The sequence below is a fragment of the Hyphomicrobiales bacterium genome, assembly GCA_039973685.1.
In the GTDB taxonomy this organism is placed as follows: Bacteria; Pseudomonadota; Alphaproteobacteria; order Rhizobiales; family JACESI01; genus JACESI01.
Map to the genome: position 1 here is coordinate 57108 of JBDWKL010000021.1, position 16163 is coordinate 73270.

The following is a 16163-nucleotide window of genomic DNA, read 5'->3' on the forward strand; positions in this document are numbered from 1 at the left end:
CAATGAGTATGGTGCTTTACACATTAAGGTCAACTCCCAGAACTCACTTGCAAAAAGCTTCATAAACAACAAATATTGAATCAAGCGCTGCACCATCCAAAAGCGCGTCAAAACCTAGTTTGGAACCGACTGCTTAATGTATCTTGACGCGATAGATCTTCGAAATTTCTACAACTCGCAACTCGGGCACCAAACGCGCACGAAATTGCAGGAGCAAATCAACCACGTTTGGCCAACGATCAAAGGTGAACGCGTTTTGGGTTTGGGCTATCCAACGCCATTCTTGCGTCCTTTCATGCAAAGTGCAGAACGGGTCATCGCCTTTATGCCAGCCCAACAAGGCGTTTTTCGCTGGCCCTTGGATGAGCCATCGATCACCAGTTTGGTGATGGATGACATGCTGCCCTTAGCAGATGCTGCCGTTGACCGTGTTTTGCTCACTCATTCCCTTGAAATGACCGACAACCCACGTGAATTACTCTCAGAGGTTTGGCGAGTTTTGTCACCGGGTGGACGCCTCTTGATCGTGGTGCCTAACAGAACTGGCTTATGGGCCAGAATGGAAAACACGCCATTCGGCTATGGTCGCCCGTTTAGCCGCGGGCAACTAACCCACCTTTTGCGTGATGCGATGTTTTCGCCCGTTGGTTGGGTGAGCGCTTTACATACCCCTCCCATTGAACGTCGATCGTTTCTAACAAGTCGTTGGATGGAAAACGGTGGCGCGCGATTTTGGACACGGCTTTCAGGTGTTTTTTTGATGGAAGCAACGAAAGAAATGTATCAGGGTATTCCTGCGAAAAAACAACGAGCGTTTAGACCTGCGTTCAAGCCTGTGCTAATGCCTTCCCCACAAGCAAGCCCCTCTTCTTCCCCACGAAAAAGCAATCCATGTCCTTAGTAAAAGATCTCGGCGAATTATCTGGACCTTTGTTTGTTTTTGGAGGCCCTTACAGCAACCTCGAAGCAACTCGCGCGGCCCTAGATGAAGCGGCGATGCTCGGCATTCCAAGTGAGCGGATTATTTGTACAGGGGACGTAACAGCTTATTGCGGAAACCCAGAAGAAACCAGCACACTGATCAGACAATCTGGCATTCATGTTGTGCAAGGAAATTGCGAAGAAAGCCTCGCTGCCGACCGCGAAGATTGCGCTTGCGGGTTTGATGGTGAAAACGATTGCTCAAGGCTTGCTGTGCGCTGGTATGCCCATTCTAAAATTGAAACCAGCACTGAGAATAAAAACTGGATGGGCAACCTGCCCCATCGTCTGACCTTTAATTTTGCGGGCAAGAAAGTGCATGTTCTGCATGGCTCAGATAAACAGATCAACGAATTCATTTTCCAATCAACAGACCCATCGATCAAACAGCGCGATCTTGCGAACACCGGGGCAGACATCATCATTTCAGGCCATAGCGGCCTACCATTTACAGAACATGTCGGTGATGGCATTTGGCATAATGCAGGCGTCGTGGGTGTGCCTGCCAATGATGGAACACCTCGCGTTTGGTATTCACTTGTTGAGGCAACGGATCAAGGCATTCGCTTCTCCCATAAAAGCCTCACCTATGATCACACAACGGCGATTAAAACCATGTTGAAATACGGTTTGGATGATTATGCCACTTCGCTCGAAAGTGGCATTTATCCGTCACAAGATACCTTTGCCGTGGCTGAACAGCACGCAAAGGGCGTCGCGTTGCAAGAGCAAACAATTGTTTACAATCACCACGCCCTGGCAAACACCTGATAGGCTGCATTGAAACGCCTCTATAAAATAGAGGCGAAATGCATCACAGCCACTTAATGGGAGAAAGCTCCCACAAAGCTGAATTTCAATTTATTCAGAAATCACGAAGATCGCTTCACGCGCGAACATATTCCAAAGCCAAGGGTGCCGGAATGCAATCGGTTTTCCATCGGAGCGAAGAGCGTGATGGTCCTCGGTTTTCAGATCTAATTCTTCCAACAGATCGCGAAAATCTCTGATGGTGCAAAAATGGATATTCTGCGTTTCATACCATTTTTCGGGCAAATGCTCGCTCATCGGCATCTGGCCATTAACACCAACCTGCCAACGAATATGCCAATGGCCAAAATTAGGAAATGACACCACAGCCTTTTTGCCGATGCGTACCAATTGTTTCAGCACGGCTTTGGGGCTTTCAACTGCTTGTATGGTTTGGCTCAAAATCACAAAATCAAAAGATTTATCAGGATAGGGATCAAGATCAGAATCTGCATTGCCTTGAATAACGGACAAGCCTTTTTCAAGACACTGGGTAACACCCGCATGGCTAATTTCAATGCCGCGCGCATCGACATTTTTTTGTGCCTCTAACATGCGAAGAAGCGTGCCATCGCCGCAGCCAATATCAAGCACACGTGAGCCTGGGTCGATTAGCTCGACAATGACATCAAAATCAGAGCGACGCACATGAGTAATAGGTTGTGTTACTTGATCCATCATTCAGCCTTATATTCCACGCGCACGAGCAGCAGACTGCAAAAAGCCATCAACGGTTTCAAACATTTCAGGCATATCAAGCAAGAAGCTATCGTGCCCTTTGTCGGTTTGAACTTCCACAAACGAAACACCCGCCCCTGCTGCATTCAAAGCATGAACGACAGAACGGCTTTCTTCGGTTGGGAACAACCAGTCTGATGAGAATGACACCAAACAGAACCGTGTCTTCGTGCCCATAAATGCCTTACCAAGCACACCATCATAATCTGACGCTAGGTCGAAATAATCCATGGCCCGCGTGACATAGAGATATGAATTCGCGTCAAAGCGATCAACAAAAGCCATGCCTTGGTACTGGAGATAACTCTCAATTTGGAAGTCTGTGCCGAAAGTAAAGCCAACCTCTTCTTTGTCTTGAAGATTGCGCCCAAACTTTCGCTGCAAGCCTTCTTCAGACAAATAAGTAATGTGCGCAGCCATGCGGGCAACGCCAAGTCCTTTTGAAGGAACAAGCCCTTGGTCAGCATAATTACCGCCAGACCAATTTGGGTCCGCCATAATCGCTTGTCGACCTACTTCATGAAACGCAATATTTTGCGGGCTGTGGCGTGCGCCTGTTGCAATGGGGACTGCTGCGAAAACATGCTCAGGATAGCTCGCTGCCCATTGCAGCACCTGCATGCCGCCCATCGAGCCGCCAACAACCGCAAACAAAGTATCAATACCAAGCTCCTCGATCATAAGCTTTTGCCCATTGACCATGTCACGAATGGTAATCACAGGCAGGTCCAGCCCATAAGCGCGACCCGTATCAGGATTAATCGACAGCGGTCCTGTTGAACCAAGACATGACCCCAATACATTCGGACAAATCACGCAGTAACGATCGGTATCAAGCGCTTTACCTGGTCCAATCATCGTGAGCCACCAGCCTGGCTTGCCAGTTACTGGATGCTGTGAGGCTGCATATTGGTCACCTGTTAGCGCCTGACACACCAAGATTGCATTTGTGCGCTCTTCATTCAGTTCGCCATATTGCTCATAGGCCATCACCAATTCTGGCAACATTGCCCCACAATCAAGCCGCAATCCTCTTGAAATATGGACAGATTGACTGGAAGGCGTGCGCGCTTCACGAAGCGCAAGTTCACGCACCGTGTCGGTGTTATCATTCGTTGGTGGCGGGGTTTCGCGTCCCATTTATGGTTCCGTTTGCAAATGCAGGCTGTTAGAAGAGCCGTTATGTCAACATTTGCGTCTAGTTTCAACGTTGAAACGACGCACTTTTCTTTTGCGCTTATTCAAGTCCTTGATTATGAATAGCGGCTTGAACCCATATTTAAGCGCTTTGACATGGTTTTTTCATGGCAAAATCGCCCAAACAACAAATTGTGCAGCAATCCGTTATGACGACACAGGCCGATAATTCAACATCAACCAAAGCCACCCGCCCTCAACCAAGAGCGGGCGTAATGGACATTGCGCCTTATATACCGGGCAAAACGAAAGCCTCCGGTGGTGTTGAAACACAGCACAAGCTCTCATCCAATGAGACACCGTTTGGTCCAAGTCCAAAAGCTATAGAGGCTTATAAACAATCGGGCGACGCCCTTGAACTCTACCCAGATGGTGCGTCAAGCGCGCTGCGCGAAGCGATTGCCTCAACGTACGGCCTTCATGGCGACCAAATTATTTGTGGCACAGGCTCAGATGAGATTTTGAGCCTGATTTCATACGCCTATTTGTCTGATGGTGATGAAGCAATCCACACCGAGCACGGTTTCTTGGTTTATGACATCGCCATTCGTGCCGCTGGCGCATTACCTGTTGTGGCAAAAGAAACCGATGCCTGCGCCAACGTCGACGCGATCCTTAGCTGTTTGAGCGAGAAAACAAAAATTGTCTTTTTGGCCAATCCAAACAATCCAACAGGCACCTATTTGCCGTTTGATGAAGTGAGACGCCTTCATGCCGGATTGCCGCCTCATGTTATTTTGGTGCTCGATGCCGCTTATGCAGAATATGTGCGCCGCAATGATTATGAAGCGGGTATTGAACTTGTTTCAAACAACGAGAATGTCATTATGACCCGCACTTTTTCCAAAGTGCACGGCCTCGCTTTCTTGCGCCTTGGTTGGGCCTATGGGCCAGATCACATGCTGGATGCCCTCAACCGTATTCGTGGGCCGTTTAACGTAAACGGTGCAGCGATCAGCGCAGGTATTGCAGCGATTAAAGATCGTGAGTTCATGACCAGTGCCGTCTCCCACAACGAAGAATGGCTGCCGCGGCTAACTGCCGGCTTGGAAAAAATCGGCATTAAGGTGACGCCAAGTGTTGGTAATTTTGTTTTGATGCATTTTCCTAATGGTGAAAAATCCGCCGAAGCCGCGGACGCCTATTTGCTTGACCGCGGGTGTATCTTGCGCCGTGTTACAGGCTATGGATTTCCTAATGGCCTACGCATGACCGTTGGCACTGAACAAGCAAACCGCGACGTGGTTTCTCATCTTGCAGACTTTATGGGTGTCGAAGCACCAGTTTTATAATGCCGAAAATCACCCCTCGCCCAGAACCTCTATTTAAAAAGCTCACCCTGATTGGTATCGGGTTGATTGGCTCTTCCATTGCCCATGCTGCAAAGCGTGCCAATTTGGTGGAAACGATCAGCATCACCACACGGCGCGAAGAAACGTTGGCAGAGGCGCAAAGCCTCTCGCTCGGTAATCAATACACCCTTGATGCAGCAGAAGCCGTAAAAGGTGCCGACCTTGTCATCGTCTGCGTGCCTGTTGGCGCGTCGCAAGCTGTCGCAAAGTCCATTGCGCCACACCTGAGTGACGGTGCGATTGTCAGTGATGTTGGTTCGGTCAAACAAGCAGTCATCGATCAAATGGCGCCGCACTTACCAAATACTGTGCATTTCATTCCGGGCCATCCAATTGCAGGCACAGAATATTCTGGACCGTCGGCTGGTTTTTCAAGCTTGTTTGAAGATCGCTGGTGCATTCTTACGCCGCAAAAGGGCGATGATGAAACGGCAACTGCAAAACTAACCGAGTTCTGGGAAGGATTGGGATCAAACGTCGAGTGTATGAACCCAACCCATCATGATTTGGTGCTCGCCACCACATCGCACCTGCCACACCTTATTGCTTACAATATTGTCGGCACGGCAGACGATCTTGAGCAGGTGACAAAATCAGAAGTCATCAAATATTCTGCCGCAGGCTTTCGTGATTTCACACGCATTGCCGCATCAGATCCCACCATGTGGCGCGATGTTTGTCTTCATAACAAAGAAGCACTTCTCGAAATGCTATCGCGGTTTTCAGAAGACCTATCGTCCCTACAACGTATGATTAGATACGGCGAAGGCGATAAACTGTTTGAACTCTTCTCTCGCACCCGCGAAATCAGACGTTCCATCATCGATGCAGGCCAAGATGTCGCTAACGCCAACTTTGGCCGTAGCGACGGTGATGACGACTAGCTTTATTTAAAGCGCGACAGATCGAACTGACGAATTGATCCAAGCGGGATGAAGCCGATTTTGACAAAGCCGCGTCTGATTTCAACACGCACCCGTTTTGCAGGCTGACCGTTTAACGTTGAATCCGTACCGAAGCCTTCCATTGCCCCAATCACAGCACGCGCTACAGATTGAATTTGCACAAGCTCTGGCCCCATCGCGTCAACAAATTCATTGAGATTGGCGCTATCAACATCAAGATCAGCGTTCAAAAAACCATCGAGATCAAGCTTCACCCAGCCCTTGGCGAATAGTTCAGCGTTTCCTGACAACAGACTGATGCCTTGAATGTCTGCCTCACCACCTTTTTGAATCCACAAATGAAACGGTTTGGCTTTGCCACTAAAGGCAGGCGCGACATCATGGGCAACGACTGATCCTTCAACATCAATCGGAGGAAGTTTGTACTGCGAACCCAGCATTTCAATTGCCTTAGTGATGGTGCCGAAGACGACGGAATCGGGCTGTTCATCACCCGTGGTGCGTCTTGCACTTAGCATCACCGATCTTGCAAAAAGCGATGTTCCAGCCACTTCTGGCGGTGCATCAACAAGACTTGCTCGAGCATCTTCAACGCGAACAGTTGCAGCACTTACACCATCTGTATGAAGCTTGGAGCCAAGCCGCGCCTTCTTCCACGTAATCTCAACAGTGCCTAACCGGCCCGCCTTAATACGTGCAGGTGATTTGAAATTGACCACTTGATGATGCGGGCGATAAACAAAAGCCTGCGCGTCAAGGCCTGCAAAATTAACGGCAATATCGCGTCCTCGCTCAAACACTGTTTCATCACAAGAAACCACAAGGCGAAAAGGAAATCCGCTAGAACGACGATTGTCACAGCTAAGTTTCCGGTCACCCGTATTCACTTGGGCCAATGCCTTATCAAGCTGCTCTTGCGCTTTTGCCGAAACAAAATTCCAACCAAAGCCCCAACCAACAGAAGCGAGCAACACAACAGCAATAAGAAATTTAAAGCGAGTTTTCATAGACAACCTTCAATCTTTATAAACAGCGTTCTTGTACCCAAGATGGGCACTTGCTAGGACATCATCATGACACTCTATACGACGACTTTGCCCGATGAGGAACTCTTCAACGACAATCGTGACGACTTTTGGGTCTTTGCTTACGGTTCTTTGATGTGGAAACCAGATTTTGAGTTCACAGATCGCCAACCGGCAGTCCTTTCAAACTATTGTCGCGCCCTTTGCATTTATTCGTGGGTTCATCGCGGCACGCAAGAAACACCGGGTTTGGTATTCGGCCTTCATCGTGGAGACGCCCTCAGTGATATTCATTGTCAGGGCGTTGCTTTCAAAATCCCGCCTCACGCTCAAGCATCTGCCGTTGAAATGTTGCGGGCGCGGGAGCTGGTGACGAATGTTTATCAAGAAGCGCAAGGGTCAATTGAACTCAAAGGCCCATCACCGCGTCAAGTAAACGCCCTCTTTTACACCGCCGTAGAAGATCACAAGCAATATGCAGGCACCCTTTCCCATGAAGCGCTTGTTCGTTTCGTGCGCCAAGGGGTTGGTGGTTCTGGCAATAATATCGACTATGTGCTTTCCACTTTTAATCAATTGGAAGCCGAAGGAATAGACGATCCTGTTCTCGCGAAACTTTGTGCAGATTTGCGCCGTTAGGGTTCCGCATTTTATTGTGAACAAGCGTTGGTATACGAGCCAAACCGACCTATATAAATAGAAGTAAAATAAACGCTATTTCGAGCATCAACATGGCCGCAGACGATTATAAATCTGAAGACAACCGAATGTCAGGCCGCCTGTCACGTTATGCAAAAGTGGGCACGGGCGTTGGTGGAATTGCCGCAAAGATGGCAGGCAAACGCTTGTTTGGCCTTAATGTCGATGACGACAAAAACGCCGCAGCCCTCGCCGCAGCCCTTGGCAATCTCAAAGGCCCGATCATGAAGGTCGCGCAATTAATTGCCACCATTCCTGAAGCCGTACCCGCTGAATATGCCTCTGAACTCAGCCAACTCCAATCTGATGCGCCACCAATGGGTTGGGTGTTCGTCAAACGTCGCATGCGTTCTGAACTTGGGGCCGGATGGCAATCACGGTTTGAACATTTTGACAAAGAACCCTCCGCAGCCGCTTCACTTGGCCAAGTCCACAAAGCAACGGCCCTTGATGGCAAACAGCTTGCCTGCAAATTGCAATATCCAGATATGGCAAGCGCTGTAGAAGCGGACCTTAATCAGCTGCATCTTATTTTCTCGCTCTTCCGCCGTGTTGAACGCGCTATTGATACCAGCGAGATTTCAAAAGAGATCGGCGCGCGGTTGCGCGAAGAATTGCAATATCTGCGTGAAGGCAAACACATGCAGATGTATGCCAACATTCTCGCCCATGAAGATTTGGTCCGCGTTCCAACATATAATGCGGAACTTTCATCTGATCGTCTCCTGACGATGGAATGGCTACAAGGCAATAAGATGCTCACCTATAAAGAGCATTCTCAAGAAGACAGAAATCGCCTTTGTACCGCGATGTTCAAAGCGTGGTGGTACCCGCTTTATAATATTGGCGTCATTCATGGTGATCCACATCTTGGCAATTACACCGTTTTTGAAGAAGACGGGCAGCCATCAGGCATCAACCTGCTTGATTTTGGGTGTATCCGTATTTTCGAACCACGCTTTGCCGCAGCCGTCCTCGACCTTTATCACGGCCTTAGAACCAATGATGAAGCACGCGTTGTAAATGCCTATGAGGAATGGGGGTTTAAAGGCTTAAGCAGACCATTGATTGATGCCATGACCATTTGGGCAAAATTCATCTATGGCCCGCTGCTTGATGACCGCGTGCGAGAAATTGCAGATGGTATCAAACCGGGTGATTATGGCCGCAAAGAAGCGTTTAATGTTCACAAAGCTCTGCGCGAACATGGGCCAGTGACTATTCCGCAGGAATTTGTGTTTATGGATCGTGCCGCCATTGGGCTTGGCGGTGTATTCTTACATATGCGCGCAAAAAAGAATTTTTATGAGCTGTTTAATGAGCAAATTGAAAACTTCGACATCGATGTTTTGAAAAAATCACAAGATGATGCTTTAAGCCGCGTTGCACTTCCTGCCATGGAAGCAGCAAAATAACCATCAAACGTTACGTCATAGCGCTTGCCTAATTTGGGCCTGTTCGCTATAGCGGGTAAAATTCAAGTTCGAGGGAAGCGCAATGGCTGACAAAGATACAGTTATGGATTATCCAGAGCATAACAAAACATACGCAATGTTTTTAGGCATGGCGAAATGGGGCACGATTGCTGTGATACTCATTTTGGTTTTGATGGCATTTTTCCTGCTCTAATCGCAGGTCTCAATAAAAAACAAAAAAGGCGGTTCAAAACCCGCCTTTATTTCATTTAGCATTGATAATTTAATGGCGCTGAAAAGTGCCATTTAAGCATCTTTAGGTTTTGCGCTTACACGCGCCAATCCGTCTACAGCTGGCTTATGTTTTGGTTTCACGCGCAAAGCCCGCTGAAAAGAAGTTTTCGCAGAGCGTTTATCGCCAAGCTGCTCTTCCGCAAATCCTCTATTCGTCCAAGCCGTGTGCGAGCTTCTGTCCCGTCGCAGCGCTTCATTGAAGTCGACCAGCGCACTTTTCACATTCCCAATCGCCAAATAACTTGCGCCACGGCCATTCCAAGGCGCAGCAGCACGGGGAGCTAATGAAATTGCGGTTGTAAAATCGTCAATGGCTTCATTGTTGCGATTATTAATCTGGAACAATAATCCACGGTTATGAAATGCTCTCGGATCTGTTGTGCCTAAAGAAATTGCTTGATTGTAATCTCTAAGCGCATCATCAGCTCTGCCTTGCGTACGATATAAATTACCGCGCCCAATATAAGCCACATCATAAGAGCGGTTTATTCGTAGAGCCTTGTTGTAGTCTTGAAGAGCGCCTTGCTGATTGCCTGTTGCACGCAGAACAAGCGCACGGTTTGCATAAGCTTGATAAAAATCATTATCAATGCGCAGGGCTTCATTGAAATCAGCCAAAGCAAGTTTAAAACGAGTCGCTGAACCATAAGCAGAGCCGCGTGTGTTAAACGCTGCTGCATTATTGGGACTGTTACGAATAACTTCAGTTAATGACGCTATATTGCCAGAAGACGCTGTCGCTGGATCAACCGCTTCAAGTTCAATAAATGAACTATTACTCTGACAACCAGCAATAACCAAGCCAAGCAAAAGCGGCCATGCGGTTCTAAGTTGTTTCATTTGCAACGCCATCTCTTCTCGTCCAATTAAGACAGGACCTTATCACCACGAAGATGTCTGCAGGTCAAATCATAAGTAGTGTTGAATCATTAATACACGTTACAGTTACAAATAAATAGAGCCGGGATACGCTTTGATCAACGTCCCAGCCCTGAATATTCATTACTTCGCGAAAATACTAGCGGCGAGGCTTGCTTGGCAAGAGACCTTCGCGCTGCATCTTTTTGCGCGCAAGTTTGCGCGTGCGGCGAATGGCTTCAGCCTTTTCACGCGCTCTTTTTTCAGACGGCTTCTCATAAAAATTACGAAGCTTCATTTCACGGAAAATGCCTTCACGTTGCATTTTCTTTTTCAGCGCACGAAGCGCTTGGTCAACATTGTTGTCACGAACCAGTACTTGCACTCGTTCTTCCTATCTTTGTTAATTTTTGCGAAAGGCGCAATAAAAAAGGGTCTTCACAGCCCGATAGCGCCATCAAGTGGGCGGTTGATACCAGAAAGCACAAGGCCTGTCTATGGCACAGGTGTGAAAATTCGCGAAAAAATCGCGAAAAAACCAAGGCAATTCAACAAGATTTGAATCCTTATCTAATAGGGCTCAAACGGTTGATATGTCCCATTTTACGCCCTGCCTTAACCTGATGCTTGGCGTAATCATGGAAATGAACGTTACGTTCCTTGGCATAGTCAGCCCAATTGTGAATATCATCACCAAGCAGATTGGTCATCACCACATCTGCATGACGATCACAAGGCTGCAAAGGCCAGCCAGCGACGGCGCGCATGTGCTGCTCAAACTGCGAATAAGAGCAAGCATCCATCGTCCAGTGACCAGAATTGTGAACCCGTGGCGCAATTTCATTGACTAGCAATCGAGTTTCGCCACCTTCATCAACCACAAAGAACTCAACGCCCATTGTGCCCACATATTCAAGTTCGCTCAGAATTTTCTCAGCAATAAGCCGTGCGTCAGCTTTTGCTTGATCTGTGAGGTTGGCTGGTAAAGTGGATGTTTTTAGAATGTGATTTTCATGCACATTTTCTGCAACATCATAACTACAAGTTTCACCATTCAATCCACGCACAGCAATAACAGAAACTTCACGGCTAAACGGGATGAGTTCTTCCAATATTAGCGGCACACTGCCTAACTCATTGACGGCCTCAACTGCAGGCATTGGTTTTTCAGCGCGGAGCATCACCTGCCCCTTGCCATCATAACCAAAGCGTCTGGTTTTCAAGACCCCATTTCCACCAAACTCAGCCAGCGCCTCTTCAAGCTCTGCACCCGTTTCAATAGCTGCAAATCCTGCAACGGTGGCACCACATTTTTGTAAAAACTGCTTTTCAACCAAACGGTCCTGAGACACTTCCAGCGCCCGTGGATTAGGCCTTACAGGGCAAAACTGGGATAAGAATTCAACGGTAGAAACCGGAATGTTTTCAAACTCATAAGTGACCACATCAACGCTTTTGGCAAATTCTGCCAAGGCGGCGCGGTCCTCATATTTTGCGGTCATTCCTTCAACGCAAACATCAAAGGCTGGGCCTGTCGTTGCGCTGTATACATGGCAGCGAAATCCAAGAGGACTTGCCGCTAAAGCGAGCATCCGGCCAAGTTGTCCGCCGCCCAAAATGCCGATTGTGCCTCCAAGTGGAAGCGCCTCATCATCACCAATGCGCGTCTTATTCATCATGCGGCTCTTCCGCAATTTTTGCCGTTTGGGCCGCACGCCATTGATCGAGCTTCTCAGCTAAATCACTATCTTGAAGGGCCAAAACAGCCGCAGAAAGGAGTGCCGCATTGGCCGCCCCCGCTTTGCCAATGGCAAGCGTACCAACAGGAATGCCCGCGGGCATTTGAACGATCGATAAAAGACTATCTTGACCTGAAAGCGCTTTTGACTGAACAGGCACACCGAACACAGGCAATGGCGTCATGGCAGCACACATACCTGGCAGGTGGGCTGCTCCCCCCGCACCCGCGATGACAACTTGATAGCCTGCGTCTTTCGCCCCTTTGGAAAATTCCACGAGGCGATCTGGTGTTCGGTGGGCTGAAACGATCTTCGCATCATAGCTCACACCCAACTCATCAAGGATATCCGCGCCATGCTTCATGGTTGGCCAATCAGACTGGCTACCCATAATAATTGCAACTCTTGGGGACTTATCACCCATATCATGTCTTTCGTTCAACTATATCAGGAGAAGGCGCGACTATACTCAGCATCCTTGGCGACGCAAGGAAAAGCGTAAAACTTTGTGCGTAAACTTAAGATTTGCCACACGATGAATGCAAAATGGCTGGCTCAGTTAATTTTTGACCAGCGCTTCCACACTATAACCGCGCCTCTAACATGGAGCACATAGTGTCATGATGGCTGTTGACATTAACGACCTATCACCGGAAGCGCAGTCCCATATTTCTGCCTTGGCTGAAGAGAATGATCACCTCAAAAAGCAGATAGAAAAGCTCGCAAAAATTGCTGTTGAAGACGAGTTAACAGGGCTTTTAAATCGGCGCGGGTTTTCGCGCTCACTTAATAGCGCCGTCTCTTATGCCCACCGATATTCAGTACCCGCTTGTCTTTTATATATAGATCTCAACGAATTCAAGCAGATCAACGACACATATGGCCATCAAACAGGCGATTTTATGCTAAAGACGGTTGGCTATCGACTACAAAGGCAAGTTCGTCAATCAGACATCGTGGCCCGATTAGGCGGCGATGAGTTCGCGGTTTTGTTGTGGCATGTCAATCACGAAACAGCCCAAACTCGCGGCGCTAAAATCATGGATGGCATTTGCAAACCGCTTGTAAAAATATCCAAGCAAGTTGAAACGCACATTAAAGCCTCAGCGGGTGTCACTATTTTAGAAAAAAACGATACAGCGGAAACATTGCTAGAGCGTGCCGACCAAGCCATGTACAAAGCAAAGCGCCGATTTAAAAGCGCGGGCTAAGCTGATTAAGCAATAATATCTGGAAAGAGGCCATCTTCCATCGCTGTGATTTTATCACGCAATCGCAACTTTTGTTTTTTTAAACGCTGGACCCTAAGCGGGTCAGACTTACCCGCTTCCATTAACGCATCAATCGCTGCGTCTAAATCACGGTGCTCTTGTCGCAATTTTCCGATTTCAATTCGGATTTCTTTTTCTTCATCGTCTGTCACGCAACAAGCTCGATTCGTTTTTTTGTGATGGCCTTTTAAGGTGGCCCATAAGAATACAGCCTAGCCTTCCCATATTTTACCACGAATTACCGCTTTTTCCACAAATTGACTGTGGAGAACAACTAGAATTTCAATTTCAACAAATTTTTAAAAACTTATCATTGCGCTTCAGACTTCATTTGCTACGCTATCAGAATTGTCATTGTGTGTTGTAAAACTTGCTGTTGTTTCACTCTTTGTATGGCATCCTTTTCAAACGCATAAAGACAATAATCTTGTCAGGTTGTCTGACGAGCTTACATTGTTGCCAACTTGAAAGGGATACATGAATGTCGATGGAATCGCATCTTGAAGAACTAAACAAACGGCATAGCAACCTAGAACAGCAGATTAAATCTGCTGGTATGCATCCAAGCCAAAATCCGCTGGAAATTGCTGCCCTCAAAAGAAAAAAACTACATTTGAAAGATCAAATTCATCGTCTTTCCGTAGAAGAAGTGCACCATTAAGGGTCGAAACCAGTTAGAAATCGATAACCAACACTGAAACCGCAGCGGCATGCGGTTTCACTTTAATCTTATCGCCTCCCCCCCCAACATCACGCCTTACCCAAACACTCATTACCCAAACGCTCATCGCCCAAAGAGTGCAAAGTTACTTTGCAAACATCCTCAATTGGCGGGTTTTGGCCGTTTCTTCCTGCATTGATCCAACCTCATCCAATTTATTGATTCCTGTATGCGGCTTTATTGGCTATACCTGCATGGAACTAGGGCGTTAGTAGCGTCTGGAGGAGGATAGAATGTCGGGTACATACCAATCAGTTTATAATCAGTGGAAAGCTGCCCCAGAGAAATTTTGGGAAGAAGCAGCTCAAGCGATAGAATGGTCAAAACCCTTCGACAAAACCTTTGATCCAGATGCAGGCATTTATGGCCGCTGGTATGTCGGTGGCGAATGCAACACTTGTTACAATGCCGTCGACAGACAAATAGCTGACGGACGTGGCGAACAAAACGCCATCATCTATGACAGTCCAATGACCGGCAGTCAGAAGAAATTCACCTATAACGACCTGCGGAGCGAAGTCTCTGCCATGGCAGCCACCTTGCAAGACCAAGGCGTTGAAAAAGGTGACCGTGTCATCATCTATATGCCAATGGTGCCTGAAGCAGCTTTTGCCATGCTCGCTTGCGCCCGCATCGGAGCAGTGCACTCTGTAGTCTTCGGTGGATTTGCTGCGCGCGAACTCGCGATCCGCATTGATGATGCCAAACCAAAAGCGATCATATCTGCATCATGCGGCTTAGAGCCCGGTCGCACCATTGCCTATAAGCCCCTGCTTGATGAAGCAATTGAACTGGCAACAAACAAGCCATCTTATTGCCTGATCTTACAGCGCGAGCAATTGACTTGCGATTTGATTGAAGGCCGTGACGAAGACATGAAAATCGCAATGGATGCAACCCGCGGACGCGATGTGCCTTGCGTTCCAGTTAAGGCGACAGATCCGCTTTATGTGCTTTACACCTCCGGCACAACAGGCGAGCCAAAGGGCGTCATTCGCGACAATGGCGGCCATATGGTCGCGGCCAAATGGTCGATGGAACATATCTACGACATCAAACCAGGTGAAGCCTTTTGGGCGGCATCTGATGTTGGTTGGGTCGTCGGGCACTCTTACATTGTCTACGCGCCTTTAATGCATGGTTGCACGACTATCTTGTTTGAAGGCAAGCCCGTTGGCACACCCGATGCTGGCACCTTCTGGCGTGTGATTAGCGACCATAAAGTGGTCGCCCTGTTCACCGCACCAACAGCCTTTCGTGCGATTAAAAGAGATGACCCAAATGGCGATTTCATCAAAGATTATGACCTCAGCCATTTCAGAACTCTTTTCCTCGCAGGCGAACGCGCTGACCCAGACACGATAGTTTGGGCGCAAGATAAGCTTGGCGTGCCTGTGATCGATCATTGGTGGCAAACAGAAACAGGCTGGACCATCGCAGGCAACCCAATGGGGATTGAACCACTGCCTGTCGTGCTTGGTTCGCCAACGGTTCCAATGCCGGGTTACGACCTACAGGTTTTAAACGATGAAGGCGTAGAAGTTAAAACGGGAGAACTTGGCAATATTGTTTTGAAACTCCCCCTACCGCCTGGTGCGTTTCCAACTCTTTGGGAAAACGACGAACGCTTTAAAGAAAGCTACCTCGCAGAATTCCCAGGCTACTACCAAACATCCGATGCAGGCTATGTTGATGAAAACGGTTATGTCTACATCATGGCCCGCACCGACGACATCATCAACGTTGCAGGCCACCGCCTTTCAACAGGCGGCATGGAAGAAGTGGTCGCAGGCCACCCAGATGTGGCTGAATGTGCCGTTGTTGGCATCGCGGATAAATTGAAGGGTCAAATTCCAGCAGGCTTCCTTATCATCAATTCAGGCGTCAATCGTGACACTTCAGAGATAGAAAAAGAAGTCGTCGCATTGGTGCGTCAAGAAATTGGACCTGTTGCAGCCTTTAAAAAAGTAGTGTCGGTTGCTCGTCTGCCGAAAACCCGATCAGGCAAAATTTTACGCGCTACAATGCGAGCGATTGCCGATGGTGAAGACGTTGCAATACCTGCCACTATTGACGATCCAGCCATTATTGATGAAATACGCGAAGCGCTGTCTAAGTAATTTGCAAAGCTGCGTGCTGAGTTAAAAACATAAAGGGT

Annotated in this window: 18 protein-coding genes; 10 read left to right on the forward strand and 8 right to left on the reverse strand. The window is 48.0% G+C overall.

What is annotated here, in order from left to right:
* The first annotated feature begins 136 nt into the window (after positions 1 to 136).
* On the forward strand, positions 137 to 901 hold the full coding sequence (locus tag ABJO30_07030) for a class I SAM-dependent methyltransferase (protein ID MEP3232564.1): 765 nt from the start codon (positions 137 to 139) through the stop codon (positions 899 to 901).
* The gene (locus ABJO30_07035) at positions 892 to 1752 is read left to right on the forward strand and encodes a metallophosphoesterase family protein (GenBank protein ID MEP3232565.1); all 861 of its coding nucleotides are present in this window, start codon (positions 892 to 894) and stop codon (positions 1750 to 1752) included. Before ABJO30_07030 ends, ABJO30_07035 begins: the two co-directional genes overlap by 10 nt.
* Positions 1753 to 1842: 90 nt before the next feature.
* Here ABJO30_07035 and metW read toward each other — a convergent pair whose 3' ends face one another.
* Positions 1843 to 2472 carry a methionine biosynthesis protein MetW gene (gene metW, locus ABJO30_07040; protein MEP3232566.1) on the reverse strand — a complete coding sequence of 210 codons (630 nt, stop codon included), beginning with the start codon at positions 2470 to 2472 and terminating at the stop codon, positions 1843 to 1845.
* Between the two features lie 6 nt (positions 2473 to 2478).
* Positions 2479 to 3669, reverse strand: coding sequence for a homoserine O-acetyltransferase (locus ABJO30_07045; protein ID MEP3232567.1), 1191 nt, complete (start codon positions 3667 to 3669; stop codon positions 2479 to 2481).
* A gap of 206 nt (positions 3670 to 3875) precedes the next feature.
* Between ABJO30_07045 and ABJO30_07050 the strand changes: the two genes are divergently transcribed.
* Both ABJO30_07050 and ABJO30_07055 read left to right on the forward strand, forming a co-directional pair.
* The gene (locus ABJO30_07050) at positions 3876 to 5018 is read left to right on the forward strand and encodes a histidinol-phosphate transaminase (GenBank protein MEP3232568.1); all 1143 of its coding nucleotides are present in this window, start codon (positions 3876 to 3878) and stop codon (positions 5016 to 5018) included.
* Positions 5018 to 5962, forward strand: a complete 945-nt coding sequence (locus tag ABJO30_07055; protein ID MEP3232569.1) for a prephenate/arogenate dehydrogenase family protein — start codon at positions 5018 to 5020, stop codon at positions 5960 to 5962. Before ABJO30_07050 ends, ABJO30_07055 begins: the two co-directional genes overlap by 1 nt.
* A gap of 2 nt (positions 5963 to 5964) precedes the next feature.
* On the opposite strand, the gene ABJO30_07060 is transcribed toward ABJO30_07055, so the two are convergent.
* On the reverse strand, positions 5965 to 6990 hold the full coding sequence (locus ABJO30_07060; protein ID MEP3232570.1) for a DUF2125 domain-containing protein: 1026 nt from the start codon (positions 6988 to 6990) through the stop codon (positions 5965 to 5967).
* A 66-nt stretch (positions 6991 to 7056) separates the two neighbouring features.
* Between ABJO30_07060 and ABJO30_07065 the strand changes: the two genes are divergently transcribed.
* From ABJO30_07065 to ABJO30_07075, 3 genes are all read left to right on the forward strand, one after another.
* Positions 7057 to 7647 (forward strand): gamma-glutamylcyclotransferase, encoded by a 591-nt coding sequence (locus ABJO30_07065; GenBank protein MEP3232571.1) that lies wholly within the window; start codon positions 7057 to 7059, stop codon positions 7645 to 7647.
* A 92-nt stretch (positions 7648 to 7739) separates the two neighbouring features.
* Positions 7740 to 9122, forward strand: a complete 1383-nt coding sequence (locus ABJO30_07070; protein ID MEP3232572.1) for an AarF/ABC1/UbiB kinase family protein — start codon at positions 7740 to 7742, stop codon at positions 9120 to 9122.
* A gap of 82 nt (positions 9123 to 9204) precedes the next feature.
* On the forward strand, positions 9205 to 9336 hold the full coding sequence (locus ABJO30_07075) for an aa3-type cytochrome c oxidase subunit IV (GenBank protein ID MEP3232573.1): 132 nt from the start codon (positions 9205 to 9207) through the stop codon (positions 9334 to 9336).
* Positions 9337 to 9428: 92 nt separating this feature from the next.
* On the opposite strand, the gene ABJO30_07080 is transcribed toward ABJO30_07075, so the two are convergent.
* From ABJO30_07080 to purE, 4 genes are all read right to left on the reverse strand, one after another.
* Positions 9429 to 10256, reverse strand: coding sequence for a tetratricopeptide repeat protein (locus tag ABJO30_07080; protein MEP3232574.1), 828 nt, complete (start codon positions 10254 to 10256; stop codon positions 9429 to 9431).
* A gap of 178 nt (positions 10257 to 10434) precedes the next feature.
* Positions 10435 to 10659 (reverse strand): 30S ribosomal protein S21, encoded by a 225-nt coding sequence (gene rpsU / locus ABJO30_07085; GenBank protein MEP3232575.1) that lies wholly within the window; start codon positions 10657 to 10659, stop codon positions 10435 to 10437.
* Positions 10660 to 10840: 181 nt separating this feature from the next.
* Positions 10841 to 11953 carry a 5-(carboxyamino)imidazole ribonucleotide synthase gene (locus ABJO30_07090; GenBank protein MEP3232576.1) on the reverse strand — a complete coding sequence of 371 codons (1113 nt, stop codon included), beginning with the start codon at positions 11951 to 11953 and terminating at the stop codon, positions 10841 to 10843.
* Complete coding sequence (gene purE, locus ABJO30_07095; protein MEP3232577.1) at positions 11943 to 12437, reverse strand: 5-(carboxyamino)imidazole ribonucleotide mutase; 495 nt, start codon at positions 12435 to 12437, stop codon at positions 11943 to 11945. The genes ABJO30_07090 and purE overlap by 11 nt, the downstream gene beginning before the upstream one ends.
* 196 nt (positions 12438 to 12633) lie before the next feature.
* Between purE and ABJO30_07100 the strand changes: the two genes are divergently transcribed.
* Positions 12634 to 13224 carry a GGDEF domain-containing protein gene (locus tag ABJO30_07100; GenBank protein ID MEP3232578.1) on the forward strand — a complete coding sequence of 197 codons (591 nt, stop codon included), beginning with the start codon at positions 12634 to 12636 and terminating at the stop codon, positions 13222 to 13224.
* 5 nt (positions 13225 to 13229) lie between these two features.
* Here the strand turns inward: ABJO30_07100 and ABJO30_07105 are convergent, their stop codons facing one another.
* On the reverse strand, positions 13230 to 13436 hold the full coding sequence (locus tag ABJO30_07105; protein ID MEP3232579.1) for a DUF465 domain-containing protein: 207 nt from the start codon (positions 13434 to 13436) through the stop codon (positions 13230 to 13232).
* A 329-nt stretch (positions 13437 to 13765) separates the two neighbouring features.
* Here ABJO30_07105 and ABJO30_07110 point away from each other — a divergent pair, with 329 nt between their 5' ends.
* Together ABJO30_07110 and ABJO30_07115 are read left to right on the forward strand one after the other, a co-directional pair.
* A complete protein-coding gene (locus ABJO30_07110) occupies positions 13766 to 13945 on the forward strand; it encodes a DUF465 domain-containing protein (protein ID MEP3232580.1) in 180 nt (59 codons plus the stop codon).
* A gap of 293 nt (positions 13946 to 14238) precedes the next feature.
* Positions 14239 to 16125, forward strand: a complete 1887-nt coding sequence (locus ABJO30_07115; protein ID MEP3232581.1) for a propionyl-CoA synthetase — start codon at positions 14239 to 14241, stop codon at positions 16123 to 16125.
* Positions 16126 to 16163: the final 38 nt, after the last annotated feature.